Source organism: Streptomyces sp. NPDC058008, assembly GCF_042886395.1.
GTDB lineage: Bacteria > Actinomycetota > Actinomycetes > Streptomycetales > Streptomycetaceae > Streptomyces.
The window spans coordinates 1-25,521 of the sequence record NZ_JBHVQX010000032.1 but is presented as its reverse complement, the minus strand read 5'-3'; the positions used below and the strand labels follow the sequence as shown (position 1 = coordinate 25,521).

Sequence of the window (25,521 nt, the reverse complement as noted above, 5' to 3'; positions counted from 1 at the left end):
GGGCCCCGGGGCCCTACGGGAAGACGACCGTACGGCGGCCGTTGAGCAGGATGCGCCGCTCCGCGTGCCAGCTGACGGCGCGGGCCAGCGCCCGGCACTCCACGTCCCGCCCGACGGCGACGAGCTGGTCCGGCGTGACGCCGTGCCCGACGCGCTCGACCTCCTGCTCGATGATCGGCCCCTCGTCGAGGTCGGCCGTCACGTAGTGCGCCGTCGCCCCGATCAGCTTCACACCGCGCGCGTGCGCCTGGTGGTACGGCTTCGCGCCCTTGAAGCTCGGCAGGAAGGAGTGGTGGATGTTGATGATCCGGCCGCTCAGCTGCTTGCACAGGTCGTCCGAGAGCACCTGCATGTACCGCGCCAGGACGACGAGTTCGACGTTCTCCCCGCGCACCAGCTCCAGCAGCTGCGCCTCGGCCTCCGGCTTGTTCTCCCTGGTCACGGGGATGTGCCGGAACGGGACGCCGTACGAGGCGACGAGCTCGGCGAAGTCCGTGTGGTTGGAGACGACGGCCACGATCTCCACCGGCAGGGCGCCGGTGCGGGAGCGGAACAGCAGGTCGTTGAGGCAGTGCCCGAACTTGCTGACCATCAGCACGATGCGCATCCGGTCACTCGCCCGGTGGATCTGCCAGTCCATCCGGAAGGAGTCCCCGATCGCGGCGAAGCTGGCCCGCAGCTTGTCCACGGTGACCGTGGCGTCCGCCGAGAAGTGGACGCGCATGAAGAAGAGACCGGTGTCGTGGTCGCCGAACTGCTGGCTGTCCTCGATGTTGCAGCCGGTCATGAACAGGTAGCTCGACACGGCGTGCACGATGCCCTGCTTGTCGGGGCAGGAGAGCGTGAGGACGTACTGCTCGGAGGCGGTGTCCGAGGCAGCGGACACGGATTCGGCGGGCTGCGGCGCGGTCATTCCCGTAGGGTGCCACACCGCCCGCCGGTCAGGCGGAACTGGTCATGATGCGGAGCACGTCCAGGGAGCGCGGCGGGATGTCGGGGTCCTCGGCGTCGTTGGTGGCGAGCATCACATGGGCCTCGCGGGCGGCGACGACCGCCTCCTGCCAGCCCGGGTGCTCCAGGTAGGCGGACACCGGGGCGTCGGCGCCGATCTGGTGCATGATGCGCAGCACCCGCAGGGCGGCGACGTCGACGAGGGCGGCCTCCGCGGAGTCGCGGAAGATCGTCCCCACGTACTTCTCGGCGGACCAGTTGTCCAGCCAGGTGTCCTCGACCAGGCGGTACACGGCGTCGGTGACGTCGCCGTACCCCTCCCGGCCGGTGAGCCAGCACTCGTGGTGGAAGACGGGATCGGAGAGCATGTGCAGCGCCGAGCGCACGTTGCTGCGCCAGCGCCACCACGGCATGTCGTTGAGCGGCATGCCGCCCATGGTGGAGGAGCGACGGCCGCGACGGGAAGTGTTCTCCGAACCTTGCTGCACGGTTGCCGATCGTACGTTCCTTCGCGGCGGCCGTGTGAAGCCCCCCGTAATTCACCTCCACGTCACCGTGTGTTGACCACCGCACACTGCGGCGTTACCCCTGAACCGTAAAAGTTCATGCCCATGACCGGATGGCGACGTCTCCTCCCACCCCGTCCCTGCCGACTCCTCGCATCGGCGGCGGCCGGAGCGCTGCTGATGTCCGGCTGCGGCGTCCTGCCCGGCGCCTCGGGGGGTTCCAGGGAACCCGTCACCGTGATGACCTGGGCCCCCGACACCACCGGGGCCGACGCGGTGAACATGGCCGGCATGCCCGCCATGGCGAGGACCTACGCCCGCTGGATCAACGAGAAGGGCGGGATCGACGGCCACGAGCTGCGGGTGCTCACCTGCAACGAGCAGGACACCGCGGCGGGTGCGTCGAAGTGCGCCCGGCGGGCCGCCGACGAGGACGTGGCGGCGGTCGTCGGCTCGTACAGCAGGTACGGGCGGGCCTTCCTGGCGCCGCTGGAGGCCGCCGGAATCCCGTACATCGGCGGGTACGGCGCCTCCGCCGACGAGTTCACCAGCTACCTCTCCTACCCGGTCAACGGCGGCCAGCCCGCGCTCCTGGCGGGCAACGGCGAACAGCTGGCCGCCCACTGCGAGCGGGTGTCGCTCGTGCGGCCCGACACCCTGGTCGGCGACACCATGCCCGGACTCCTCGACACGGGCCTCGGCCGGGGCGACCGCCCCGCGGCCCACGACATCAGCGCGGCCGAGGGGGCCACCTCGTACGAGTCGGAGGCGGCCAGGGCCCTCGACGAGGCGGGCGACGGCTGTGTGACCGCGGTGCTCGGCAAGGGCACGGAGACGTTCTTCGACTCGTTCCGCCGGCTGGAGCCCGCGGACAGCAAGGTGCGGATCTCGTCCGTGCTCGGCAGCGTCGGCCAGGGTCTCGTCGACCGCACGGGCGGGGCGGACAGCCCCTTCGAGGGGGCCCTGGTCACCGGCTGGTACCCGGAGTCGGGCGACGCCCGGTGGAACGAGATGCGCGAGGTGATCCGGAAGTACGCCTTCGGGGACAACCGGATCGATCCGGCGGACACGGGCGTGCAGACGACCTGGATCGCGTACACCGCGCTGCGGGCGGTCGTCGAGGCGATGGACCGGCCGGACATCACGGCGGGCGGGATCTCCGTCAGCCTCAACCGGGGCACCGAGGTGGACACCGGCGGCCTCACCCCGGTCCTGCGCTGGCGGTACCAGGACATGGTCGGTACGGCCGCCTACGGGCGGATCGTCAACGGGCGGGTGACGTTCCAGGTGGTCCGCGACGGACGGCTCACCGCGGCGGAGAAGGACTTCGTCGATGTGACGGAGACGCTCCTGGACGCCCGCACGGGCGGCTGACCCCGCGTGAGCGTCCCCGCCCCCGCGGCGCGCGGGGGCGGCTGCCGGGTCAGAGCTGCGTGGGGGCGCGCTCGGTCAGCGCGTACTTCTGCGCGATGGAGTTCCACAGCCCCGAGGCCTTGCGCTTGGCCGTGGTGGCCTCGCCGCTCGACACGTTGGCCTTGTTGAACTCGTCGGTGGAACGGGCCTTGCCGCCCTTGCAGACCTTCTTCTCGTCCTTGGCCTGCCCGGCCCACGCGGCGTAGTGGTCGTCGGCCTCGGCCGACGCCTGCCAGGCGTCGGTCAGGGACGAGGTCAGCTCGGCGTGCTCGGGGAGCTGGTCGACGCTCAGCGCCTCCAGCCGTGTCACCAGGTCCCGGCGCTGGTCGGCGGCGCCCTTCAGGTCGGTGGCCGCCTGGTCGAGCTCCCGGCAGTTCTTGATCTTCTCCACGGCGCTGATCACCGCCGCACGGCTGCTGTTGCTGTCCGCGAGCAGCTTGTCGAGCTCCTCGGCCTGCGGTTTCGCCGGGTCGTCGGTCTGCGTGGCGGGGTCGCTCCCCTGCGAACTCTGCGAGGCCACCGGCTGCTTGTCGTCCGAGGGGCTGTCGTCGCCCCCGCTCATCAGGGCGCCGGCGCCGAGTCCGATGACGGCGCAGCCGATGACGACGGCCGCGATCAGCGGGACGGCGGCGGACCGCTTGCGCGGCTCGGGGCCGCCCTGGGGCGGCTCCTGTCCGCCGTGCCCGGCCTGGGGTCCCTGCGGAGGCTGGTAGGGCGGGGCGCCGGGCGGCGGCTGCGGGGCACCCCGGTGGGGCTGCTGGGGCTGCTGCTGCTCGGCGTAGCGGGGCATCTGCTGGGTGGCGCCCGCGGGGCCCTCGTTGCGGAAGAGGCTGTCGAACTCGGCGGGCGGCTGCCGGTCGCCCGGGGCTCCCGGCCGGATTCCGTACGGGGCGCCGCCGGGCACGGGGGGTATGTACTGGGTCGCGTCGGCGTCGGACTGCTGCGCCGGCGCGCCGGTGTGCCCCATGAACTGGGTGGACTCCGCCGGGCGCTCGGGCGGCAGCCCTCCGGGCAGCGGGCCGCCGGGTACGGGCGCGATGTACTGCGTGGCGTCCGCGTCCCCGCCCTGCCCCGCGGCGGCGGCCTCGGGCGGCAGGGGCTGGGCGTACTGCTGCGGCTGCTGCTGGTACGGGTCCTGCTGCCGGTACGGGTCCTGCGCGTAGTGCTGCTGCTGGTACTGCCCGTGCTGCTGGTACGCGCCCTGCGGGTGCTGCTCCGGTGGCAGCTGCCCCGGCGGCGGACCGTCCTGGTGCGCGGCCTGCGGCCCCCAGGGCTGGCCCCAGGGCTGCCCGCCCGCGGGGGTGGCCTGGTCCGGCTGCCCGCTCGCCGGCCCCCCCGGGTTCCAGGGGGCACCACCCTCCGCGGGCAGCACGACACCTTCGTGCGCGGGCCGTACAGCGGGAAGCTGCCGCTCGTCACCCTGTCCGCTCTGCGTCACCGGGACTCCTACGTGTGAACCTATGGAATCGTCGGCTCACGCTACCGGGTGCCCGGAGCGCCGCGCCAAGCGCCCAAGGGCTCACACCACCCCTTCACACGGCGGGTAACACGAGCGGCGTCCACGGCGCTGTTCATGGTCAACTCGCCCCCGGGGCAGGTCAGGCGGCCTGGAGTTCGAGCCTGGCGCCGAACTCCCGGACCGCCGGTTCGGCCTGGTAGGGCTCGAACCGCTGCTGGAGGTCGTCGAGGTATTCGGCACCCCGGCTGGAGCGCACGGTCCCGAGCAGTTCCATCGCCCGCAGACCCGTGTGGCAGGCCTGTTCCACCTCGCGCTGCTGCACCTGGGCGGAGGCCAGGAGCACCAGGCCGATGCCCCGGCGCCGGGTCCGGGACTCCGGGAGGGCGGCCAGGGCCTCCTTCGCCCGGCGGGCGGCCGGCTCGCCCTGCCCGAGGTCACGGTGGCAGTGCGCCAGCTCGTCGGCGAGGTAGCCCGCGTCGAAGTGGGCGATCCAGTCGGGGTCGTCGCCCTTGTCGGGGTCGGCCTGCTCCAGCGCGGCGATGGCCCGGCCCGCCGCGACCTGGCAGTTGCGGGCGTCGCCCATCAGCGCGTGCCCCCGGGCCTCCGCCGCGTGGAACATCGACTCGGCCCGCGGGGTCACCCGTCCCCGGGCGCCCTCCTGCGCGGCCCGCGCCAGCTGGGCGATCTCGCGCGGGTTGCCGAGCTGGGCCGCGAGGTGGCTCATCGACGCGGCCAGCACATAGCCCCCGTACCCGCGGTCGCCCGCGGCCTGGGCCAGGCGCAGCGCCTGGATGTAGTACCGCTGGGCCAGCCCCGGCTGACCGGTGTCGACGGCCATGTACCCGGCGAGTTCGGTGAGCCGGGCGACCGCGCCGAACAGCTCGCGGCCGACCGATTCGCGGTAGGCCCCCGAGAGGAGCCCGGACACCACGCTGTTGAGGTAGTGCACCAGCACGGGCCGCACGTGTCCGCTGCCGAAGCGGTGGTCCAGGTCGACGAGGGCGGCCGTCATCGCCCGCACGGCCGCCACGTCCGGCATGCCGACCCTGCTCCCGGCGGTGCGGGCCACCTGCGGGTCCGCGCCCGTGATCAGCCAGTCGCGGCTGGGCTCGACGAGGGCCGAGGCGGCGACCGCCGATCCGGACAGCAGGTCACGGCGTCCCACGTCGCTGCGCCACAGCTCGCAGACCTGTTCCACGGCGCCGAGGACGGTGGGCGAGAACTGCAGGCCGACGCCGGAGGCCAGGCTCTTGCCGTTGGCCATGCCGATCTCGTCGATCGTCACCGTGCGGCCGAGTTTGCGTCCGATCGCCTCGGCGATGATTCCGGGCGCCCTGCCGCGCGGCTGCTGTCCGCGCAGCCAGCGGGCCACCGAGGTCTTGTCGTAGCGGAGGTCGAGTCCGCGTTCCGCCCCGACCATGTTGACCCGGCGTGCGAGACCGGCGTTGGAACACGCCGCCTCCTGGATGAGCGTCTGGAGCCGTTCGTTCGGCTGGCGGGCGACGAGTGGCCTGGCTGCCATATTTTTTCCCCCTGGGACCGCAGTGATTCAGTGAAGGCATCACTGCCCGGCACGGCACAAGAAATGCGCATATTCATCTGTATCTGGTATGAGCGGTGGTGAGTTGGCACAACCCTGCAAAGGGTTACCCGCGGAAGGGTGCGCCGCCTCCCACGCGCCCCCGGCCGTGCACCCGTGCGCCCCATGTGCGGGACCGGTCCGCCGTCACGGGCGTACGTGCGCCCGTAACCCCAGGTGGCGCCGGGAGTTGAGTGGACGTGGAAGAGCCCATCGGAGTGACGGAAGCCGCCAGGATCCCCCAACAGCGGAGTGAGCAGCTGCTCGAGGCCGCCGCCTGGTATGCCCAGGAGCGGCACTGGGACGTGTTCCCGGGCACCTGGCTCGAGGCCGGCGGGGGGACGGAGCACTGCTCGTGCGGTGACGCCCGCTGCGCGGCCCCGGGCGCCCATCCGACCCGGCAGGACTGGGCGGGCCAGGCGACCGGCAGCGCCGCCGCCGCGCGCCGGATGTGGTCGAGGCAGCCCGGTTCGGCGGTGCTCCTGCCCGCAGGGCGTACGTTCGACGCCCTGGACGTGCCGGAGTCCGCGGGCTTCCTGGCCCTGGCCAGGATGGAGCGGATGGGTGTGACGCTCGGCCCGGTGACCCGCACCCCTGACCGGCGGATGCTGTTCTTCGCGCTGCCCGGGGCCGCGGCGAAGGCACCCGGGCTCGTACGGCACCTGGGGTGGAACGCCGACGCCATCGGCCTGGTGGGCCGCGGCGAGGGCGACTACGTGGCGGGGCCGCCGACCCGGGTGGCGGGGCGCGGGGCCGTCCAGTGGGCCCGCCGGCCCTCCCGGGCCAACCTGTGGCTTCCCGACGCGGACGAGCTGGTCAGCCCGCTCGCGTACGCCTGCGCCAGGGAAGCGGCCGACGCCCGGACGCGTCTTTCGTAGGGTGGTCCCCATGACGGGGACATCGAAAGACAGTGCCATGCCGGAGCGTACGGACGGGACGGGGGCGGTGGGTGCGGCTCCGGCGGCCGTGCCCGCCGTACGGGTCGAGGGGCTCTGGAAGCGGTTCGGGGACCAGGTCGCGGTCGCCGGGATCGATCTGGAGCTGCCCGCCGGGAAGTTCATCGGCCTGGTGGGTCCCAACGGCGCGGGGAAGACCACCACGCTGTCGATGGTGACGGGGCTGCTGCGGCCGGACATGGGGCGGATCGAGATCGGCGGCCACGACGTGTGGCGGGACCCGGTCGAGGTGAAGTCCCGGATCGGGGTGCTGCCGGAGGGGCTACGGCTCTTCGAGCGGCTCTCGGGGCGCGAACTCCTGGCGTACACGGGCCGGTTGCGGGGCCTGCCGGGCGCGGAGGTGGACAAGCGGGCCGGCCAGCTGCTGGACGTGCTGGACCTCGCGGGGTCGCAGCACAAGCTGGTCGTGGACTACTCGACCGGCATGCGGAAGAAGATCGGCCTGGCGTCCGCGCTGCTGCACAACCCCGAAGTCCTGTTCCTCGACGAACCGTTCGAGGGTGTGGACCCGGTGTCGGCGCAGACCATTCGCGGGGTGCTGGAGCGCTACACGCGCTCCGGGGCGACCGTGGTGTTCTCCAGCCATGTGATGGAGCTGGTCGAGTCGCTCTGCGACTGGGTGGCCGTCATGGCGGCGGGCCGGATCCGGGCCCGGGGCACGCTGGCCGAGGTGCGCGGCGAGGCCGCCTCCCTCCAGGACGCCTTCCTCGAACTGGTCGGCGCGGGCGCCCGGGACACCGGGGACTCCCTGGACTGGCTGGGCGGTGCCCGATGACGGTGCTGGACGCCCCGGCGGGTGCCGCCGTCCCGGCCGTGCGCGGTCAGGGGCTCGTCCCCGTCTTCGTACGGCTCAAGCTGGCGCTGCTGCGCAACGGCCTGCGTCAGTCGTCCGGGCGGCGGGCCGCCTACATCGCGTCCCTCGTCGTCACCCTGCTGCTCGCGGCGGGCCTGGTGATCGGGCTGGTGGCGCTGCGGGGCCACGCGCAGGCGGGCACCCTGGTGGTGCTGCTGACCGCGGTGGTGGCGCTGGGCTGGGCGGTGATGCCGCTGTTCTTCCCGAGCGGCGACGAGACGCTGGACCCGAGCCGGCTGGTCATGCTGCCGCTGCGGCCCCGCCCGCTGATCGGGGCGCTGCTGACGGCCTCGCTGATCGGGATCGGGCCGCTCTTCACGCTGGCCCTGGCGTCCGGCTCGGTGATCGCGCTGGCGCACGGGGCGGTCGCGGTGGTGTGCGCGGTGATCGCCGTGCCGCTGACGCTGCTGGTCTGTGTGGCGCTGGCGCGTTCGGTCGCCACGGCCAACATCCGGCTGCTGACCTCGCGCAAGGGCCGGGACCTCGCGGTGCTCAGCGGGCTGGTGATCGCGGTGGGCATCCAGTTCGTCAACTTCGGTGTGCAGAGCCTGGGACGGGCGGGCGGGCTGTCCTCGCTGGAACCGGCCGCCGACGTGGTGCGCTGGCTGCCGCCCGCCTCGGCCCTCGGGGCGGTGCGGTCCGCCTCCGAAGGGGCGTACGGGGCGGCGTTCGGGCAGCTGCTGCTCTCGGTGCTCGCGCTGGGCGGGCTGATGTGGCTGTGGGAGCGGAGCCTGGTGAGGCTGATGACGTCGCCGGACGGCTCCACGATCGCCGCCGCGGGACCGTCGGCCGAACGCTCCGGCACGGACCGTTCCGGTCTCTTCCGGCTGCTGCCCGAGGGGCGTACGGGCACGGTGATGGAGCGGAGCCTGCGCTATGTCGTGCGGGCTCCCAAGACCAAGGCGGCCTGGGTGACGGCGCTGGCGATCGGTCTGATCGTGCCGGTGCTCAACGCGGTGCAGGGGGCGGGGTCGGTCTACTTCGCGTGTTTCGCGGCCGGGATGCTCGGCATGCAGATGTACAACCAGTTCGGGCAGGACACCTCCGCCTTCTGGATGGTGGCGCTCTCCGTGTCCTCGACCCGGGACGCCTTCGTCGAGCTGCGGGCGCGGACCCTGGCCCTGCTGCTGATCACCCTGCCGTACACGGTCCTGGTGACCGTGGTGACGGCCGCGGTGACGGGGGACTGGGCGGCGCTGCCGGGGGTCATGGGGCTGTCGTTCGCGCTGCTCGGGGCGATGCTGGCGACGGGCGCCCTGGCGTCGGCGCTGTTCCCGTACTCGATCCCGCAGGACGGGGCGTTCAAGAACGTCGTGCCGGGGCAGGCCGGGCTCGCCTGGATCTCCATCCTCGGCGGCGTCGTGACGGCCGCGGTGCTGAGCGCGCCGGTGATCGCGCTGACGGTCTGGCTGCACGTGGCGGGCCACCAGGACCGGCTGTGGGTGCTGCTGCCGGTGGGCGCGGTGTACGGAGCGTTCGTCTGCTGGCTGGGCGTACGGCTGGCCGCGCCGCGCGCCGCGGCCCGGCTCCCCGAGATCCTGACCGCCGTCAGCAAGGGCTGAGGACCGGACGGCGGGGGTGTACGGCCGCGCGGGGCGGGCCCACCGGGGGGTCCGCCGGGCCTGACGGGGCGGGGTGAGGGGATCCAGGCTGAGCGGATCCGGGCCGTGCGGATCCGGGCCGTGCGGATCCGGGCCGTGCGGATCCGGGCCGCAGGCAGCGCGACCGGGCCGCGCGGCCTGCGCGGCCTTCTCGGACTGCCGGGGCCTTCGCGGACTGCGGGGCGGGGCCCGGGGTCAGGGGCTGACGGGCTGCCTGTCCTCCCGGTATCCCTCGGCGAACTGCTCCAGGAAGGGCTCCACCGCCCTGCGCCAGCCCTCCGGCCGGTCGTAGTGGACGAGATGGCCGGCGTCCTCCACCTCGGCGTACTGCCCGCGCGGCAGGACGCGGACCATCTCCTGGGCCTCGGCCCTGCCCAGCTGGCCGTCGATCCCGCGCAGGACCAGGGTCGGGCAGCGCACCTGGGCGAGCTCGTCCCAGTGGGCCTCGTAGATCCAGGTGGCCCGGGACGTCAGCATCTGCTCCTGGGAGAAGACGGGCCGCCAGCCGTCGGAGCCCTCGGCCATCACCTCGGCGTAGAACTCGCCGCGTGCGGGGTTGGGCCGCTCCACCCACGGGTCGTCCTCGCCGAACCACTTCCGGACCTCGGCGAGCGTCGCGAAGGGCAGCGGCCAGGTGTTGAACCAGTCGGCCCACTCCCGCTGCGAGGCCGCCCCGAGCGCGGAGGCCCGCATGTCGCAGACGATCAGCGCCTTGACGAGATCGGGGCGCTTCGCGGCGAGCTGCCAGGCGGTGAGGGCGCCCATCCCGTGCCCGACGAGGGTCACCGGAGCGAGGTCGAGCTGCTCGATCGCGGCCTCGGCGTCCGCGACGTAGGCGTCGCGGGTGTAGGGGCCGTCGGCCGGCTTCTCGCTGCGGCCGTGGCCGCGCTGGTCGAGGCCGACCGGCCGGTGGCGCTCGGAGAGCCAGCGGGCGGTGGAGGCCCAGTGCGTGGCCCGGCCCAGCAGTCCGTGGAGCATCAGGACGCCGGGGGCCCGCCCGGCGTCCGCGCGCTCCTTGGGCGGATCGGCGAACTCCCAGGCCGCGAGGCGTACACCGTCCGATCCGGTCACATCGATGCGCCGCACCATAGGTTCTGGCACCCCCTTCTGGTCCTCGATCACCGTGCGCTCGTGCATGCCAGACTATCGAACCTTTATTCGAAAACCCGCTTCCGGCTCGCAAGATCCCACGTTTGAGTGACAGCGGTTCAGGATTGACGAAGGCCGCCCAGGGGAGACCTTCTCCGGGAAGCGGACCACTCGGGGACAGGGGTCCGTGGGGACTGACCTCGGGAGCTCGGGGCTCCAGGTCAGCGCAGGGGAGGACCGGCCCCGGCACCTACGGGCGCCGGGGCCGTCCCCTGTCCTGGAGGCCGTCGGCCCGCGCTCGGGGCGGACGGCGAGTGGCCGCGCGGCCACCGGGCCGGCACACCGCGCGAGGGTGCCCGGGCGCCCGGCCGGGGCGTCCTCACGGGCCGGCCCGTCGGGGCGGACGCGCCCCGGGGTGATTCGAACACTCCGCACGGCCACGGCGGCACGGCGGGTCACGAGGGCGTCGGAGAGCCCGGCGGTCACCTCGCGGTGCACGTGCCAGTACGACGGGCGCATTCCCTGCTCCCTCCCCGACCGCGCGGCAGCTTCCGCCGGCGCCCTCAGGTCATATGCCTGGCCACAGCCTGGCACGCGTTTCGCCCGGGCGCTGCGATTCCGGGCGGAAAACAGAAAGCGGGCTTACCGGCTCACATCTGCACGTGCATCCGCATCGGCGCCTGCACCTGCGGCAGGCCGCCGACGCGGACACATCCGCTGGTCAGCGCTTCGCGACGAAGACGTGCGAGGCGACCTCGGCGTCCAGCTCGGCCGCCTCACCGCTGGAACCGACCAGCACGCCGCCGGCCGATTCCGTGACGCTGACGACCGAACCGGGCTGCACGCCCGCCCGTCGCAGCGTGTACATCAGCTGTGCGTCGGTCTGGATCGGCTCACCGATCCGGCGCACCACCACGGTCTTGCCCTCGGCGCCCGGGTCGAGCTCGGCCAGGCTGACCATGCCCTCGTCCAGGAACGGATCGGCCTCGGACTTCTCGCCCAGCTCCTCCAGGCCCGGGATCGGGTTCCCGTAGGGAGACTCGGTCGGGTGCCGCAGCAGCTCCAGCACGCGGCGCTCCACGGCCTCGCTCATCACGTGTTCCCAGCGGCACGCCTCCGCGTGGACCTGCTCCCACTCCAGGCCGATGACGTCGACGAGCAGGCACTCGGCGAGCCGGTGCTTGCGCATGACCCGCGTCGCCAGGCGGCGCCCCTCCTCGGTCAGCTCCAGGTGGCGGTCGCCCGCGACCTGGACCAGCCCGTCCCGCTCCATCCGCGCGACCGTCTGGCTGACCGTCGGACCGCTCTGGTCCAGCCGTTCGGCGATCCGGGCGCGCATGGGGACCACGCCTTCCTCTTCGAGCTCGAGGATGGTGCGGAGATACATCTCCGTTGTATCGATCAGTCCGGACATACGTGCCCCTCGATGCTGTGACATGAAAATCGTCGTGCGATGGCCCTGCACCAATTCTGACGCATAGCACCGACAACCGTGCCCCGCCGTCGGGAGCCCGTGCCCACGGCCGGTCCGGCGCACTATTGACAGCCCACTGGTCCAGACCGCAACGTGATCCGCGACACGGGCTCCGCCCGGGCCCCCACCCCGCAGGAAAGGCCTCCTCGATGAGCGACAGCAAGCTCGCCGGTCAGTTCTTCGACGCCGCGATCGGCCTGCTGGAGCGGGTGCGGGACGAGGAGGCCGGGGCCATCGCCGCCGCGGGGGCCGCGATCGCCGACACCGTCGCCGCGGGCGGCCGGCTCTTCGCGTTCGGCGCCGGGCACTCCTCGCTCGCCGCGCAGGACGTCGTCTACCGGGCGGGCGGGCTCGCCCTGATGAACCTGCTCTCGGTGCCCGGCACCGTCGGGTTGGACGTCATGCCCGCCACGCTCGGCTCCGCGCTGGAGCGGGTGGACGGTCTCGCCGGCGCCGTGCTCGACTCCAGCCCGGCCCGTTCCGGCGACCTCCTCGTGATCATCTCGCTGTCCGGGCGCAACGCGCTGCCGGTGGAGATGGCCCAGAACGCGCGGGCCCTCGGGCTCACGGTGGTCGGGGTCACCTCGGTCGCCTACACCACGGGCACCAGGTCCCGTCACGTCTCGGGCGGTTTCCTCCGGGACCACTGCGACATCGTGCTGGACAGCAAGATCGCGATCGGTGACGCGGAACTGCGGGCGGAAGGGGTCGAGGCGCCGTTCGCGCCCGCGTCCACGGTCGTCACCAGCGCGCTCATGCAGGCCATGATGGCGACCGCGGCGGAGGAGCTCGTCGCCCGCGGGATCGAGCCGCCGCTGCTGCGCTCGGGCAACGTCGACGGCGGGCACGAGTGGAACGGGCGCGTGATGCGGGAGTACGGCGACCGCGTCTTCTACCGGCACTGAGCGTCCGGGCCGGCCCGAGCGGCCCCCGCGCCGCGGCCGTTGCCCTGACCCGCCGCCCGCACCCACCGGGCCGCACGCCCTGCGCCGCCCCTACGCCGCCCCCGGCACCTCCACCGCCGCCCCGGCGTCCCTATGCCGCCCCGGCACCCCGGCCGCACCGAGGCGTCCCTCCGCCGCGCCGAGCGTCCGTACGCCACACCAGGCTCCTCCGGCCGCACTGGGGCACGCGCACACCTCACCACACCTGGACGTCCGCACACCGCACCACGCCCTGGCACGCGCACGGCCGCGCCGCGCTCAGGCGTCCGGCGCCGCCGTCAGCCGGGCCAGGTCGATCGCCGAGGCGACCCGGACCGCCACGCTCTCCGCGTACGTCACGTCGGGGCGTTCGAACGCGCTGCGGTTGGCGGCGCGCAGGAACGTCACCACGCCCAGGGTCCGCCCCCGGCTCCGCAGCACCGCGCACAGGGCGTGCACCGAGTCGCCCGGCCACCGGTGCTCCGCCGCCCACGCCTCGCCCGCCGTCGGGGGCGCGGCGGCACGGACGGAACCCGTGCGCTCCACGGCCTGGAGGGCCGGGTGCCCCGGCGCGTACCGCGCCGGGAGCGGGCCCCCGGAGACCGGCAGGCAGGGTCCCGGCGCGTCGGAGGGCGTGGACGCCGCCCGTACGAGCCGCTCCCCCGCCGTCCGCCCGGCCAGCAGGTCGACGACCGCGTGGTCGGCGAACCCCGCCAGGGCGTAGTCCAGCGACGTCGTGGCCGCCTCCATCGGGTCCTCGCACTCCGCCGCCTGGCGGGCCGCCCGGTGCAGCTGGTTGGCGCGGAAGCGCACGCGGTCCGCCTCCTGCTCCGCGAGCTTCGCCGTGGTGACGTCGCGGAACAGCCAGCCGACCCCGAGCGGAATCGGTTCCTCCGCCAGGGGCGAGGCCAGCCTCAGGAACCCGCTGCGCCAGCAGCGCCGCCGCTCGCCCTCGGCGGTGCGCAGGGTCACCCACAGCTCGGCCGGGGCGGTCGGCGCGCCTTCGGCGAGGACGTGCTGGAGCGCGCCCTCCAGATCTTCGACCCCCTGCACGATCAGCTCGCCCAGCGGGCGTCCCAGCAGCTTCACGCGGCCTCCGCCCAGGGCCCGCGCGGCGTAGGCGTTGACCACGGTCGGGCGGAGGTCGACGTCGACGGTGACCACCCCCCAGGAGGCGTCCTCGAACAGGGCCTCGCCGAGCGCGATGGAGCGCTCCAGGTCCATCCGCGCGTCCACCTCGCTGAACGCGCAGTACACCCCGGCGGGCTCCCCGTCCTCGCCGCGCACCCCGGAGGACTGGGTCCGTACGAGGACGCGTCCGCCGTCCTTGCGCAGCAGCGCGAACTCGTGGACCTGGCGGCCGGGCGCCCCCATGGCGGACAGCAGCCGCTCCGCGACGTCCTCGGCGTCGGCCCTCCGCACGGCCCATCCCGCGAAACCGCGCCGCCCGACGGCGTCGTCGGCGCTCCAGCCGAGGATCCGTTCGGCCTCGCGGTTCCAGTGGGTGATGGTGCCGTGGGCGTCGAACGCGCAGAGCGCCGCGTCCATCCCGTCGAGCAGCGCGGCGAGGAGCCGGGAGCCCGGCACGGCGGAGGCCGGCGTGTCCCGTCCGGGGTCCTCGTCGGGGCCGAGCGCGTCGGTGGTCCCGGTGCTCCTGGAAGCACTCACTCCGTACCTCCCGCAGGACGTATTCCGCTACGCGTTCCGCATTGCCGCACGTCAGACCATTGAACTCGAATGTGAGCCACCACACAGCCACTTCCAGGAAATCCGGTGTCCGCCGGCGCTCCCGTTAATTCGGTTGTGCGGCCGCAGGGGCGTTCCTAGGCTGTGGGTACACGCGAAAGGAGGTGTTCCGGAAGTGATTTCTCTTCGGACTCGTGAGGTGGCTGCGGGCTGACGCCCGTCGTCGCGCTCTGTGCAGTGCAGGCCGGTCGCCGGCCAATCCCGAGCAGTCACCGACCCGCAGGCTCGCCGGTAAGTCCGGCCGGCTCCTCCGTGAGGAGGGACCAGAGCCTGCGGGTCTCCGCTTGTCCGGGCCGTGCGGTCCGCCGCTGTCAGTACTGCTCGGACTGGCCGCCGTCGATCGGGACGACCGTGGCGTTGATGAAGCCGGACTCCTCGGAGAGCAGGAACGCGACCAGGTTGCCGACCTCCTCCGGCCTGCCGAAGCGCTTCATCGGGTTGACGCTGACGAAGGCCTCGCCGGCCTTCTCCCACTCGTCCGCGTCGATCTGCTTGAGCGACGCCTCGACCATCGGGGTCATGATGGCGCCGGGGGCTATCGCCTTGACGGATACGCCGAACTGCCCGTACTCCACGCCGGAGTTGCGGGTGAGGCCGACGACCCCGTGCTTGGCCGCCGCGTAGCCGGACTGGTTGCCGACGCCCCGGATGCCGCCGACGGAGGCCGTGTTCACGACGGAGCCCGAGCCCTGGCCCTTCATGACGGGGAGCACGTACTTGAGGCCGAGGAACACCCCGCGGAGGTTGATCGAGACGACGCGGTCGAACTCGTCGGCGCCGAAGTCCTGGGTGAGGTTCTGCTTGCCCTCGATGCCGGCGTTGTTGAAGAAGCCGTCGATGCGTCCGTAGGCCTCGACCGTGGCGGAGACGTACCGCCGGGCCTCCGTCTCGGAGCTGACGTCGGCGGTGATCCGCAGGACCTCCGTGCCGGGGGCAGCCTTCTCCACCTCCGCCGCGGTGTCGGCGAGGCCCTGCTCGCTGACGTCGACGAGGGCGAGCCTGGCGCCCTCGGACGCGACCCGCACGGCAGTCGCGCGGCCGAGACCCGAGCCGCCGCCGGTGATGAGGACGACCTTGCCGCTGAACCGGTCTTCCATGACTGAACCTCCACGCTGAGATGTACTGGACGACACTAGATTAGACAGTACGTACAGTCTAAATATTCCGGCTGTACGCTCGGCCCACAGCCCAGCCCCCGGAAGAGGTTCCATGGACGACGACCGGCCCGCCGCACGCCCCCGGCGCGGCCCCCACCGTGACCCCGATGCCCATGAGGCCGTGCTGGCGGCCACCCGCGAGCTGGTGGCCGAGCTCGGCTACAAGGGCGTGACGATGGACCGCATCGCCTCACGGGCCGGGGTGGCCCGGATGACGGTCTACCGCTGGTGGCCGAACAAGGCGGCGGTGATCACCGAGGCGGTCGCGGACCGGCTCGCCCCCGGGCCCGCGCCCGACACGGGCGACGTGCGCGAGGACGCGCTGCTGTGGATGCGGAACCTGGTGCGGACCATGACCCTGCTGGGCGACCCCAGCGTGGTGACGGGTGCGCTGACCGAGCGCGGAGAGGCCGGGCGGGCCGAGCTGCGGGACCTGCTCAAGGCCCACGCCGAACCCGCCGCGCTGCTCATGCGGAACGGCGTGGCCCGGGGCGGGCTGCCCGAGGGGCTGCCGCTGGACGCCGTCGTGGACAGCTGGATCGGCTACGTCGTGTACCGGACGGTGTTCCTGGGGCAGGAGATCACCGAGGCCGACCTCCTCGACCTCGTACGGCTCCTGCCGCCGCCCCCCGGGGTGTCCGGAGGGCCGGCGGGCTGACGGGTCACGGGCAGAGGCGCTCCACGCGCCAGCCGGCGTCCGGGCTCTCCCGGACGTACCGCAGGCGGTCGTGCAGCCGGTTCTCGTGCCCCTGCCAGAACTCGATGGCGTCCGGTACGACGCGGAAGCCGCCCCACTGCGGGGGCGCCGGGACCTTCTCGCCCTCGGGGTAGCGGGCGGCGAGCTCCTCGTAGCGGTCGACCAGCTCCTGCCGGGAGCCGATCACGGCCGACTGGTCGCTCGCCCAGGCGCCCAGCTGGGAGCCGTGCGGGCGGGTGCGGAAGTAGGCCACGGTCTCCTCGCGCCCGACGCGGGCCGCGGTGCCGGTGACGATGACCTGGCGGGCGAGCGGGTGCCAGGGGAAGAGCAGCGAGACGCAGGGGTTCTCGGCCAGCTCGCGGCCCTTGCGGGAGCCGTAGTTGGTGAAGAAGACGAAGCCGCGCTCGTCGTAGTGCTTCAGCAGCACCGTCCGCGAGGACGGGCGGCCCCGGGTGTCGGCCGTGGACACCACCATCGCGTTGGGCTCGTGCAGCGCGCCGCCCCCGGCGACCTGACGGAACCAGTGGGCGAACTGGTCCATGGGGTCTGCGGCGAGATCCTTCTCGGTGAAGTCCTCGGAGCGGTACTGCTCGCGCATCACGGCCGGATCGGTGGTGCAATCGGTTGACGGGACGCGAGAGGAGGCGGAAGCGGAAGACGGAGTGGCATCTGCTGTGGGCACGGGGCCATCCTGCCGCAGCGCTCCGGTTCCCCGCGGGGAGGGGCGCGGTCACCGGTCCGTGGGCCGGGAGGCTGTGCCGGACGTCACCCTTCCCCGCGTCGTGGTAACCCGCCAGTATCGAGGGCAGGCCTTCGTGGCCGCCCTACAGCCGCCGAGTCGAGGGAGCCGCCCGATGTCCGACTTCGTACCCGGACTTGAAGGAGTCGTCGCGTTCGAGACGGAGATCGCCGAGCCCGACAAGGAAGGCGGCTCGCTCCGGTACCGCGGCGTGGACATCGAGGACCTCGTCGGCCACGTCTCGTTCGGCAACGTCTGGGGTCTGCTGGTGGACGGGGCGTTCAACCCCGGTCTGCCGCCCGCCGAGCCCTTCCCGATCCCCGTGCACTCCGGCGACATCCGGGTCGACGTGCAGTCCGCGCTCGCCATGCTGGCCCCGGTGTGGGGGCTGAAGCCGCTGCTCGACATCGATGTGGAGACCGCCCGCGACGACCTGGCGCGGGCCGCCGTGATGGCCCTGTCGTACGTCGCCCAGTCGGCCCGCGGCCAGGGACTGCCGATGGTCCCGCAGAGCGAGATCGACAAGGCGGAGTCCGTGGTGGAGCGCTTCATGATCCGCTGGCGGGGCGAGCCGGACCCCAAGCACGTCAAGGCCGTGGACGCCTACTGGACGTCGGCCGCGGAGCACGGGATGAACGCCTCGACGTTCACCGCCCGGGTCATCGCGTCGACCGGCGCGGACGTCTCGGCCGCGCTGTCCGGGGCGGTGGGCGCCATGTCCGGCCCCCTGCACGGCGGCGCCCCGTCCCGGGTGCTCGGCATGATCGAGGAGATCGAGCGGACGGGCGACGCCACGGCGTACGTGAAGCAGGCGCTGGACAAGGGCGAACGCCTGATGGGCTTCGGCCACCGCGTCTACCGCGCCGAGGACCCCCGGGCCCGCGTCCTGCGCCGCACCGCCCGTGAGCTGTCCGCCCCGCGCTTCGAGGTGGCGGAGGCCCTGGAGAAGGCGGCCCTGGAGGAGCTGCACGCCCGCCGCCCCGACCGTGTCCTGGCGACGAACGTCGAGTTCTGGGCGGCGATCGTGCTGGACTTCGCCGAGGTCCCGGCGCACATGTTCACCTCGATGTTCAGCTGCGCCCGCACGGCCGGCTGGTCGGCGCACATCCTGGAGCAGAAGCGGACCGGCCGCCTGGTGCGCCCCTCGGCCGCGTACGTCGGCCCCGGCACCCGCGACCCGCACGAGATCGCCGGCTACGACCAGCTGCGGGACCTGCGGAACTGACGGCGCCGGGCGGGGGCGGAGCCCGGCCGGTGGTTCCGGGGAGGTGACGGGCGGGGCACCCGGGACGTGCGTCTCGCCCCGCTCCCCAGGCGCCGAAGTGGGTGAAGGGACCCCACAGGGTCGGCCGGGCCCCCTCGGCGGCGGCACGGGGCACGGCCCGGCCGAGCGCGGCCGACGGGGACGCCCCGTCGTTTCATGAGCGAGAGAGCAGCGGCCCCGGTCCGGCCGAAATGGGCTTTCCGCGAAAGCGCTCGGACCCTGTCAGTCCCCGTCCGGGCCGTCGGCGTCCGCGTCGGCGTCCAGCCGCCGCCCCCGGCTCTCGGCCACGCGCCGTACGTCGCCCAGGGACTCGGCCAGCCGGCAGGCCAGGTAGTGCACCTGGACGCCGGTCGACCGGCGATCGGCCAGCAGGTCCGCCGCGTGGCCGAGCAGGTCCCCGGCCATGGACAGCTGCGCGTTCTCGATCCGGTCCGCGATCCGCGACACCGCGCCCGCGCCGTCCCCGAGCAGATAGCAGGGCTCTCCTCCCGTCGTCGTCCACGGGAGCAGCCGCGGTTCCCCGGAACCCGTCCTCATGCCGCCGTCCCCCGTCCGTGCGGGACGGGCACGACCACGCGCCGCCGTCTCGGCTCCGCGAGCCTGCGGGCCTCCCGCTCCCTTTCGTGGGCCACGTAGTACGGCCGGACCAGCGGGCTGTCCTCTCCTCGCGGCGGACGCTCCCCGGTACAGCGCGCCGTGACACCGCCGGGGCTGGCGGCCGCCGGCAGGCGCGCCTCCGTCTCCGGCACCGGCCTCCTCATCCGCAGTCCGAAGATCCGGGCGATACGGTCCCTCATGTCTTCCTGCTCTCCTCGGGTTCCGTGGGCACGCCACACGAAGGAGCGAATGACTGCGCTCCGTGCCCAACTCTTCACAGCGTGAGGTCGCCGCTCGCTACCCTGGAAGGGGTTCGCGCCTGACAGCGCGCCTGTCATCCAGGGGAGTTGGTCGTATGGCGTCGCATCACAGGCCGCGCACGGCGCGGGCGAAGTACGGCGAGGAGTTGCGGCTCAGGCGCACGACGGCCGGGCTGACCCAGGAGGCGCTGAGCGAGCAGATCGTGTGCTCGCCGACGCTCATCAGCCACTTCGAGGCCGGACGCCGGCTGCCGAACCCCGATGACGCCCAGCGGATCGACCGGGCGCTGGCCACGGACGGGTTCTTCGCCCGGTGGCTGGAGGACCTGGACACGAAGTTCGTCGACCACTTCGCGGCGGTGGCCGAGCTGGAACGCCAGGCCACGGAGATCCGGCAGTTCGGCCTCACTCTCGTTCCCGGCCTCCTTCAGACGGACGGCTACGCACGCGCACTCTTCCGCGCCTACCGGCCGAACCACCGGCGCGAGGAGCTTGACAGGGACGTGGTCATTCGAACGGAGCGTGGCCGGGTACTCGACAGCCCGTTGAACCCCGTCGTGTGGACGCTGCTCGACGAGGCGGTGCTGCGCCGCCATATCGGTGGTGGGGGCGTCATGGCGGAGCAACTGCGCCACATCGCCGCGCTGGCCGACGCCGGCCGGGTCCGGCTTCACGTCGTCCCGTTCGGCGTCGGGGCACACGCCCTGTTGCAGAGCCTCGTCACCCTGCTGAGCTTCGCCGACTCCGCACCCGTGGCCTATGTCGAAGGCTTCATGACGGGGCACCTGATGGATGACCCCGCGCTGGTGAGCGCCAGCCACACGGCCTACGCTCTGTCGCTGAGCGACGCGTTGTCGCAAGATGAGTCACTGGCCCTGGTGCAGGCGGCAGCGGAGGAACTCGAACATGGTCAGCAGTGAACGCACGGTCGCCGACTCGTCCACTCTCACGGGGTGGCACAAATCCAGCTACAGCGGGGGCGACCAGGGCGAATGCCTTGAGGTGGCCCGGGGTTACGACGCCGTCCCCGTGCGCGACAGCAAGGCCGCCCGCGGACCGGCCGTGGTCGCGTCCACGGCGAGCTGGTCGGCCTTCGTCACGGCCGTCGTGAACGGCTCACTCGACGCCTGACGGGTTCCCCCGGGACCCCGTCGCGCGGCGGTGCGGACCGGCCGTCACGGCTTCCCGCCGTAGTTCAGGATCCAGGCGATCGTGAGCAGCACCCCGAGCGCCCCCAGCCCGAACAGCCCGGTGACCTGGAGGAGTCCGCCGCCCTCCAGGGCGCTCCGGACCGATCCCGCGATCCCGCCCACCGCCCCGCAGACGCCGAGCACGAGCGTGCGGGAGCCCTGCGGCCGGAACCAGTGCAGGAGGCGGCGCCGGGGGCGCCGGGGTGTGTCGCGTGCGGGGGTCATCCGTGTCTCCGGTCCCTCATCCCAGCACGTCGTCGAGCAGGGCCGCCCACTGCGCGACGACCCTCTCCCGCCGTGCCGTGTCGTCGGTCAGCAGGTTGGCGAGGCCGAGGCCGCGGGCCATGTCGAGGAGGCCCTGGACCGTTTCGCGTACTCCGGGGCGGGACTCGTCGGCGCGCAGGAGCGCGACGGCGATCCGGTGGGTCTCGCGGCCCACGCGGGCTTCCAGTTCGGTGACGCGGGGCCTGAGCTGGGCTTCGTTGGAGGCGGCGACCCAGAGCTGGAGCGCGGCGCGGAAGAGCGGGCCCGTGTAGAGGTCGACCAGGGCGGCGACCACCGCCGTGCGGCCCTGGACGGGCAGGGCGCGCAGGGCGGCGGAGCGTTCCTCGGCGACGTACTCGACGGCTCCGGTGAACAGGTCCTCGCGGGTGGGGAAGTGGTGCTGCGCCGCGCCCCGGGACACCCCCGCGCGTTCGGCGACGACGGAGACGGTGGAGCCCGCCCAGCCGTGTTCGGCGAGGCAGGCGACCGCGGCTTCGAGCAGCCGTTGGCGGGTGGCGCGGCTGCGGTCCTGCTTGGGGGACTTCGCGGCGGGGGTTCTGGGGGGTGTCACAGCACCCATGAGGGATCCCGTCGTTCCAGGAAGGCCGTCATCCCCTCCCGTGCTTCGTCGGAGGCGAAGAGCGCTGCCGAGCGGGCGATGACGTCTTCGGCGTACTGGTCGAAACTCTCCAGCACAGTAGCCGTGACCAGCTCCTTCGATGCCGCCAGCCCCTGCGGGGACGCTCGGCGGAGTCCGTCCAGTACCGGTACGAGCGCCTTGTCCACGTCGTCGGGGCCCGCGTCCAGCGTGAGGAGGCCGATGCGGGCGGCCTCCGCCGCGTCGAAGCGCTCGCCGGTGAGGTAGTAGCGGGCGGCGGCGCGCGGGTCGAGGCGGGGCAGCAGGGGCAGGGAGATGACGGCGGGGGCGAGGCCCAGCCGGGACTCGGTGAGCGCGAAGGTGGCCTCCGGCCCGGCGGCCGAGATGTCGCACGCCGCGAGGAGGCCCAGGCCCCCGGCCCGGACGTGGCCGGTGACCCGGGCGACGACGGGTTTGGGGAGGGCGACGACCGCGCGCATCAGGGCGACGAACGCCGCCGGTTCGGGTGGTGCGGTCAGGTCGGCGCCCGCGCAGAAGGTGTTGCCGGTGTGGGTGAGGACGACGGCCCGGACACCGTCGTCGTCCGCGCAGGCCGCCAGGGCGTCGGAGAGCGCGCCGACGAGTCGGGCGGAGAGCGCGTTGCGGTTGGCCGGGGAGTCCAGGGTGAGGGTGGTGATGCCCCGGTCGTGGGACGGGGGTGCCAGGGTCATCGCGGCGTCTCCCGGTCGCGCAGCTCGCGCCGCAGGATCTTGCCGGACGCCGCGCGGGGTACGGCGTCGATGAACTCGGCCCGTCTGACCTTCTTGTACGGGGCGACCCGCCCGGCGACGTAGGCGATGACGTCCTCGGCGGTGAGGCCGCCCGCGTCGGGCCGGCGGACGACGAAGGCCTTGGGGACCTCGTTGCCGTCGGCGTCGTGGACCCCGATGACGGCGGCGTCGGCGATCGAGGGGTGGGTGAGGAGAAGGGCCTCCAGGTCGGCGGGGGCGACCTGGTAGCCCTTGTACTTGATGAGTTCCTTGACCCGGTCGACGACGTACAGCCAGCCGTCCTCGTCGACCCGGCCGACGTCCCCGGTGTGCAGCCAGCCCTCGGGGTCGATCATGGCGGCGGTGGCGTCGGGGCGGCCGAGGTAGCCCTTCATCACCTGCGGTCCGCGGATGAGGATCTCGCCGTCGGCGCCGGTGCCGAGGTCGGCGCCCGGGTCGGTCAGGGACACGATCCGCATCTCCGTGCCGGGGAGCAGTTTCCCGACCGTGCCGGGCGGCGGGTCCTGTGCGTCGAGGGGCACGACGTGGGTGCCGGGCGAGAGTTCGGTCATGCCGTAGGCCTGCCGGACGGAGGGGACGCCGAGCCGGGTCGAGCAGGCGGCGGCGAGTCCGGCGTCCAGGGGCGCGGCGGCGCTGACGACGTACTCCAGCGACGAGAGGTCGTAGTCCCCGACGACGGGGTGCTTGGCGAGGGCCAGGACGATGGGCGGGGCGACGTAGAGCCCGGTGATGCGGTGGGTCTGGACCGTCTCCAGGAACTGGGCGAGGTCGAAGCGGGGCAGGACGACGACGGTCGCGCCGTAGCGCAGCGGCCCGTTCATGAGGGCGGTCAGCCCGTAGATGTGGAAGAAGGGCAGTACGGCGAGGATCCGGTCGCGCTCCCCGAGGGGGACGAAGGGCCGCAGCTGTTCCAGGTTGGTGGCGAGGGAGCGGTGCGTGAGCATGACGCCCTTGGGGGTGCCGGTCGTGCCCGAGGAGTACGGGAGCACGGCGACGTCCTCGGCCGGGTCGAAGTCGATCTCCGGCCCGGGTGCGGTGGAGCCGAGCATGTCGAGTACGGAGGTGTGGCCCTCGGCCTGGTCGCAGACGTAGATCTGCTCGATGCCGCCCGCGCGTGCGGCCGCGTCCCGGGCGACGTCGAGGAGCGGGGAGACGGTGACGATCCAGCGTGCCCCGGCGTCCTTCAGCTGCTTCGCGAACTCCTCGGCGGTGGCGAGCGGGTGGATCGTGGTGACGGTGGCACCGGCCCTTGTCGCCCCGTAGAGGACGGGCGGATAGGCGACCGTGTTGGGGCTGTGCAGGGCCAGCACGTCGCCCTTGCGGAGGCCCGCGGCGGCGAGGAACGCGGCGATGCGCCGGTGGAAGGTGTCGAGCTGGGCGTAGGTGACGGTCATCCCGTCGGTGCCGTCGATCAGGGCGGGGGTGTCGCCGAAGTCCGCGGCGCGGCCGAGGACCGCTTCGTGGAGGGGGGTTTCGAGGGGCGGGACGTCTGCGTACTCGCTCTGGAACACCATGGCGGTCCTCTTCGACGCGGGTGGAGAGCCGGAACCGCCCCCGTGGGGGCGGGTGGGACGCGGGACGCGGCCGGGGCCGTCAGTACGACTTCGGCAGGCCCAGGGTCTGGTGGGAGACGTAGTTGAGGATCATTTCCCGGCTGACGGGGGCGATGCGGGAGACACGTGCGGCCGTCACGAGGGAGGCGAGCCCGTACTCGCGGGTCAGGCCGTTGCCGCCCAGGGTGTGGACGGCCTGGTCGACGGCCCTGACACAGGCCTCCGCCGCCGCGTACTTGGCCATGTTGGCGGCCTCGCCCGCGCCGGTGTCGTCGCCGTCGTCGTAGAGCCTCGCGGCCTTCTGCATCATCAGCCGGGAGAGCTCCAGCTCGATGTGCGCCTGGGCGAGCGGGTGCGCGACGGCCTGGTGGGCGCCGATGGGCGCGCCCTTCCAGACGGTGCGGGTCCTCGCGTACTCCACGGCCCTGCCGACGGCGTAGCGGCCCATGCCGATGGCGAAGGCCGCGCCCATGATCCGTTCCGGGTTGAGTCCGGCGAAGAGCTGGAGCAGCCCGGCGTCCTCGTCGCCGACCAGGGCGTCCGCGGGCAGCCGTACGTCGTCCAGCACCAGCTCGAACTGCTTCTCCGCCGCCTGTAGTTCCATGTCGATCGGGGTGCGGCCGAAGCCGGGTGCGTCGCGGGGGACGATGAAGAGGCAGGGCTTGAGGCTGCCGGACCGCGCGTCCTCGGTGCGGCCGACGATCAGGGTGGCGTCGGATATGTCGACGCCGGAGATGAAGACCTTGCGGCCGCTCAGGATCCAGTCCCCGCCGTCGCGGCGGGCCGTCGTGGTGATGCGGTGCGAGTTCGATCCGGCGTCGGGCTCGGTGATGCCGAACGACATGGTCAGGGAGCCGTCGGAGAGGCCGGGGAGCCAGGCCGCCTTCTGGGCCTCGGTGCCGAAGCGGGCGATGACCGTGCCGCAGATGGCCGGGGAGACGACCAGCATGAGCAGGGGGCTCCCGGCGGCGCCCAGTTCTTCCAGGACGATGGAGAGCTCGGCCATGCCGCGGCCCCCGCCGCCGTACTCCTCGGGCAGGTTGACGCCCAGGTAGCCGAGCTTGCCGGCCTCGGCCCACAGGGCCCGGGGGTGCTCGCCGTCGCGGGCGAGGCCGGTGGTGTACTCGCGGCCGAACCGCCGGCCGAGCGCGGCGACGGCCGCTCTGAGTGCCTGGTGCTCCTCGGTTTCGAGAACGGTGCTGGTGCTCATGGGGTCGTCTCCTCCTGGTGGGCGGGCGCGGGCGGCGGTGCGTCCTGTACGACGGCGAGCAGAGTGCCGACCTCGACCTGGAGTCCGGGGGCGGCGTGGAGCGCGGTGAGGGTGCCCGAGGCGGGCGCGAGGATGCGGTGTTCCATCTTCATCGCCTCCAGCCAGACGAGCGGCTGCCCGGCCTCGACGGCCGCTCCCGGGGCGAGCCCGACGGCGAGACGCACGACGGTGCCGGGCATGGGGGCGAGCAGCGAGCCGGGTGCGGTGCGGTCGGCGGGGTCGGTGAAGCGGGGCAGGGCGGTGAAGGTGTACGCGCCGGACGCGGTGTCCACGTAGGTCCGGTCGCCGTGGGCGGTGACGGTGAAGTGGCGTGTCACACCGCCGGTTTCGAGGACGACGGCGTCCGGGCGGGCGGCGAGGACCCGCTCGCCCGTTTCCGGGGCCGGGGTCCCGGTCCGGCCGGTGCGGTAGGCGATCTCGTACGGGGTGCCGTCGGGCTCGGCCCGGTAGCTCCTGGTCTGCGGCTGCGAGGGCAGGTTGCGCCATGCGCCGAAGCGGGCGGGGCCCGTCCGGCGGCCGGCCGCCGGGGGGGCGTCCGGCCGCGCGCGCGCGCCCGCGGGGGGGGGGGGCGCGGGGGGGGGGGGGGGGTGGGGCCGGGGGGGTTGGTGGGCC

At 73.3% G+C, this 25,521-nt stretch carries 26 protein-coding genes; 9 read left to right on the top strand and 17 right to left on the bottom strand.

Going from position 1 to position 25,521, the window contains the following annotated elements:
- Positions 1-13: 13 nt before the first annotated feature.
- Together purU and ACFVS9_RS27255 are read right to left on the bottom strand one after the other, a co-directional pair.
- Positions 14-913: a formyltetrahydrofolate deformylase gene (purU, locus tag ACFVS9_RS27260; protein ID WP_383116609.1), complete on the bottom strand. Its 900-nt coding sequence runs from the start codon at positions 911-913 to the stop codon at positions 14-16.
- A gap of 28 nt (positions 914-941) precedes the next feature.
- Complete coding sequence (locus ACFVS9_RS27255) at positions 942-1,388, bottom strand: hypothetical protein (RefSeq protein ID WP_383116632.1); 447 nt, start codon at positions 1,386-1,388, stop codon at positions 942-944.
- 174 nt (positions 1,389-1,562) lie between these two features.
- Here ACFVS9_RS27255 and ACFVS9_RS27250 point away from each other — a divergent pair, with 174 nt between their 5' ends.
- A complete protein-coding gene (locus tag ACFVS9_RS27250) occupies positions 1,563-2,831 on the top strand; it encodes an ABC transporter substrate-binding protein (RefSeq protein ID WP_383116610.1) in 1,269 nt (422 codons plus the stop codon).
- A gap of 49 nt (positions 2,832-2,880) precedes the next feature.
- On the opposite strand, the gene ACFVS9_RS27245 is transcribed toward ACFVS9_RS27250, so the two are convergent.
- Complete coding sequence (locus ACFVS9_RS27245; protein ID WP_389936326.1) at positions 2,881-4,308, bottom strand: hypothetical protein; 1,428 nt, start codon at positions 4,306-4,308, stop codon at positions 2,881-2,883.
- A gap of 160 nt (positions 4,309-4,468) precedes the next feature.
- On the bottom strand, positions 4,469-5,851 hold the full coding sequence (locus tag ACFVS9_RS27240) for a transcriptional regulator (protein WP_383116612.1): 1,383 nt from the start codon (positions 5,849-5,851) through the stop codon (positions 4,469-4,471).
- Positions 5,852-6,108: 257 nt separating this feature from the next.
- On the opposite strand from ACFVS9_RS27240, the gene ACFVS9_RS27235 reads away from it, so the two are divergent.
- The 3 genes from ACFVS9_RS27235 to ACFVS9_RS27225 are packed head-to-tail and all read left to right on the top strand — an operon-like array spanning position 6,109 to position 9,279.
- Entirely contained in the window at positions 6,109-6,786 is a 678-nt protein-coding gene (locus ACFVS9_RS27235) for a bifunctional DNA primase/polymerase (protein WP_383116613.1), read from the top strand.
- Between the two features lie 37 nt (positions 6,787-6,823).
- Positions 6,824-7,639: an ABC transporter ATP-binding protein gene (locus tag ACFVS9_RS27230; protein ID WP_389936322.1), complete on the top strand. Its 816-nt coding sequence runs from the start codon at positions 6,824-6,826 to the stop codon at positions 7,637-7,639.
- Entirely contained in the window at positions 7,636-9,279 is a 1,644-nt protein-coding gene (locus tag ACFVS9_RS27225) for a transporter (RefSeq protein WP_389936319.1), read from the top strand. The genes ACFVS9_RS27230 and ACFVS9_RS27225 overlap by 4 nt, the downstream gene beginning before the upstream one ends.
- Positions 9,280-9,513: 234 nt before the next feature.
- Here ACFVS9_RS27225 and ACFVS9_RS27220 read toward each other — a convergent pair whose 3' ends face one another.
- Both ACFVS9_RS27220 and ACFVS9_RS27215 read right to left on the bottom strand, forming a co-directional pair.
- Entirely contained in the window at positions 9,514-10,407 is an 894-nt protein-coding gene (locus tag ACFVS9_RS27220) for an alpha/beta fold hydrolase (RefSeq protein ID WP_383116633.1), read from the bottom strand.
- Between the two features lie 721 nt (positions 10,408-11,128).
- Positions 11,129-11,821: a metal-dependent transcriptional regulator gene (locus tag ACFVS9_RS27215; protein ID WP_383116616.1), complete on the bottom strand. Its 693-nt coding sequence runs from the start codon at positions 11,819-11,821 to the stop codon at positions 11,129-11,131.
- A gap of 209 nt (positions 11,822-12,030) precedes the next feature.
- Between ACFVS9_RS27215 and ACFVS9_RS27210 the strand changes: the two genes are divergently transcribed.
- Complete coding sequence (locus ACFVS9_RS27210) at positions 12,031-12,786, top strand: SIS domain-containing protein (protein WP_389936316.1); 756 nt, start codon at positions 12,031-12,033, stop codon at positions 12,784-12,786.
- Between the two features lie 297 nt (positions 12,787-13,083).
- Here the strand turns inward: ACFVS9_RS27210 and ACFVS9_RS27205 are convergent, their stop codons facing one another.
- Positions 13,084-14,472, bottom strand: a complete 1,389-nt coding sequence (locus ACFVS9_RS27205) for a PAS domain S-box protein (protein ID WP_383116618.1) — start codon at positions 14,470-14,472, stop codon at positions 13,084-13,086.
- A gap of 389 nt (positions 14,473-14,861) precedes the next feature.
- On the bottom strand, positions 14,862-15,647 hold the full coding sequence (locus tag ACFVS9_RS27200; RefSeq protein ID WP_389936313.1) for an SDR family oxidoreductase: 786 nt from the start codon (positions 15,645-15,647) through the stop codon (positions 14,862-14,864).
- A gap of 112 nt (positions 15,648-15,759) precedes the next feature.
- Between ACFVS9_RS27200 and ACFVS9_RS27195 the strand changes: the two genes are divergently transcribed.
- Positions 15,760-16,365, top strand: a complete 606-nt coding sequence (locus ACFVS9_RS27195) for a TetR/AcrR family transcriptional regulator (RefSeq protein ID WP_383116620.1) — start codon at positions 15,760-15,762, stop codon at positions 16,363-16,365.
- A gap of 4 nt (positions 16,366-16,369) precedes the next feature.
- On the opposite strand, the gene pdxH is transcribed toward ACFVS9_RS27195, so the two are convergent.
- The gene (gene pdxH, locus ACFVS9_RS27190) at positions 16,370-17,002 is read right to left on the bottom strand and encodes a pyridoxamine 5'-phosphate oxidase (RefSeq protein ID WP_383116634.1); all 633 of its coding nucleotides are present in this window, start codon (positions 17,000-17,002) and stop codon (positions 16,370-16,372) included.
- 256 nt (positions 17,003-17,258) lie between these two features.
- Between pdxH and ACFVS9_RS27185 the strand changes: the two genes are divergently transcribed.
- On the top strand, positions 17,259-18,368 hold the full coding sequence (locus ACFVS9_RS27185) for a citrate synthase 2 (protein WP_383116621.1): 1,110 nt from the start codon (positions 17,259-17,261) through the stop codon (positions 18,366-18,368).
- Between the two features lie 261 nt (positions 18,369-18,629).
- On the opposite strand, the gene ACFVS9_RS27180 is transcribed toward ACFVS9_RS27185, so the two are convergent.
- Together ACFVS9_RS27180 and ACFVS9_RS27175 are read right to left on the bottom strand one after the other, a co-directional pair.
- Positions 18,630-18,944, bottom strand: coding sequence for a hypothetical protein (locus ACFVS9_RS27180; RefSeq protein ID WP_389936309.1), 315 nt, complete (start codon positions 18,942-18,944; stop codon positions 18,630-18,632).
- Complete coding sequence (locus tag ACFVS9_RS27175) at positions 18,941-19,204, bottom strand: hypothetical protein (RefSeq protein WP_389936306.1); 264 nt, start codon at positions 19,202-19,204, stop codon at positions 18,941-18,943. The genes ACFVS9_RS27180 and ACFVS9_RS27175 overlap by 4 nt, the downstream gene beginning before the upstream one ends.
- Positions 19,205-19,359: 155 nt before the next feature.
- Here ACFVS9_RS27175 and ACFVS9_RS27170 point away from each other — a divergent pair, with 155 nt between their 5' ends.
- Complete coding sequence (locus tag ACFVS9_RS27170) at positions 19,360-20,184, top strand: Scr1 family TA system antitoxin-like transcriptional regulator (protein WP_383116624.1); 825 nt, start codon at positions 19,360-19,362, stop codon at positions 20,182-20,184.
- Positions 20,171-20,395 (top strand): DUF397 domain-containing protein, encoded by a 225-nt coding sequence (locus ACFVS9_RS27165; protein ID WP_389936303.1) that lies wholly within the window; start codon positions 20,171-20,173, stop codon positions 20,393-20,395. Before ACFVS9_RS27170 ends, ACFVS9_RS27165 begins: the two co-directional genes overlap by 14 nt.
- A gap of 44 nt (positions 20,396-20,439) precedes the next feature.
- On the opposite strand, the gene ACFVS9_RS27160 is transcribed toward ACFVS9_RS27165, so the two are convergent.
- The 6 genes from ACFVS9_RS27160 to ACFVS9_RS27135 form a co-directional block, all read right to left on the bottom strand.
- Positions 20,440-20,679 (bottom strand): hypothetical protein, encoded by a 240-nt coding sequence (locus ACFVS9_RS27160; protein ID WP_389936300.1) that lies wholly within the window; start codon positions 20,677-20,679, stop codon positions 20,440-20,442.
- A gap of 16 nt (positions 20,680-20,695) precedes the next feature.
- Positions 20,696-21,298, bottom strand: coding sequence for a TetR/AcrR family transcriptional regulator (locus ACFVS9_RS27155; RefSeq protein ID WP_383116627.1), 603 nt, complete (start codon positions 21,296-21,298; stop codon positions 20,696-20,698).
- Positions 21,286-22,026, bottom strand: coding sequence for an enoyl-CoA hydratase family protein (locus ACFVS9_RS27150; RefSeq protein WP_389936297.1), 741 nt, complete (start codon positions 22,024-22,026; stop codon positions 21,286-21,288). The genes ACFVS9_RS27155 and ACFVS9_RS27150 overlap by 13 nt, the downstream gene beginning before the upstream one ends.
- Complete coding sequence (locus tag ACFVS9_RS27145) at positions 22,023-23,600, bottom strand: 4-coumarate--CoA ligase family protein (protein WP_389936294.1); 1,578 nt, start codon at positions 23,598-23,600, stop codon at positions 22,023-22,025. The genes ACFVS9_RS27150 and ACFVS9_RS27145 overlap by 4 nt, the downstream gene beginning before the upstream one ends.
- A gap of 79 nt (positions 23,601-23,679) precedes the next feature.
- Positions 23,680-24,849: an acyl-CoA dehydrogenase family protein gene (locus ACFVS9_RS27140; protein WP_383116630.1), complete on the bottom strand. Its 1,170-nt coding sequence runs from the start codon at positions 24,847-24,849 to the stop codon at positions 23,680-23,682.
- A partial coding sequence (locus ACFVS9_RS27135; RefSeq protein WP_389936291.1) for an acetyl-CoA carboxylase biotin carboxyl carrier protein subunit occupies positions 24,846-25,521 on the bottom strand: 676 nt, incomplete at its 5' end. The genes ACFVS9_RS27140 and ACFVS9_RS27135, both read right to left, overlap by 4 nt.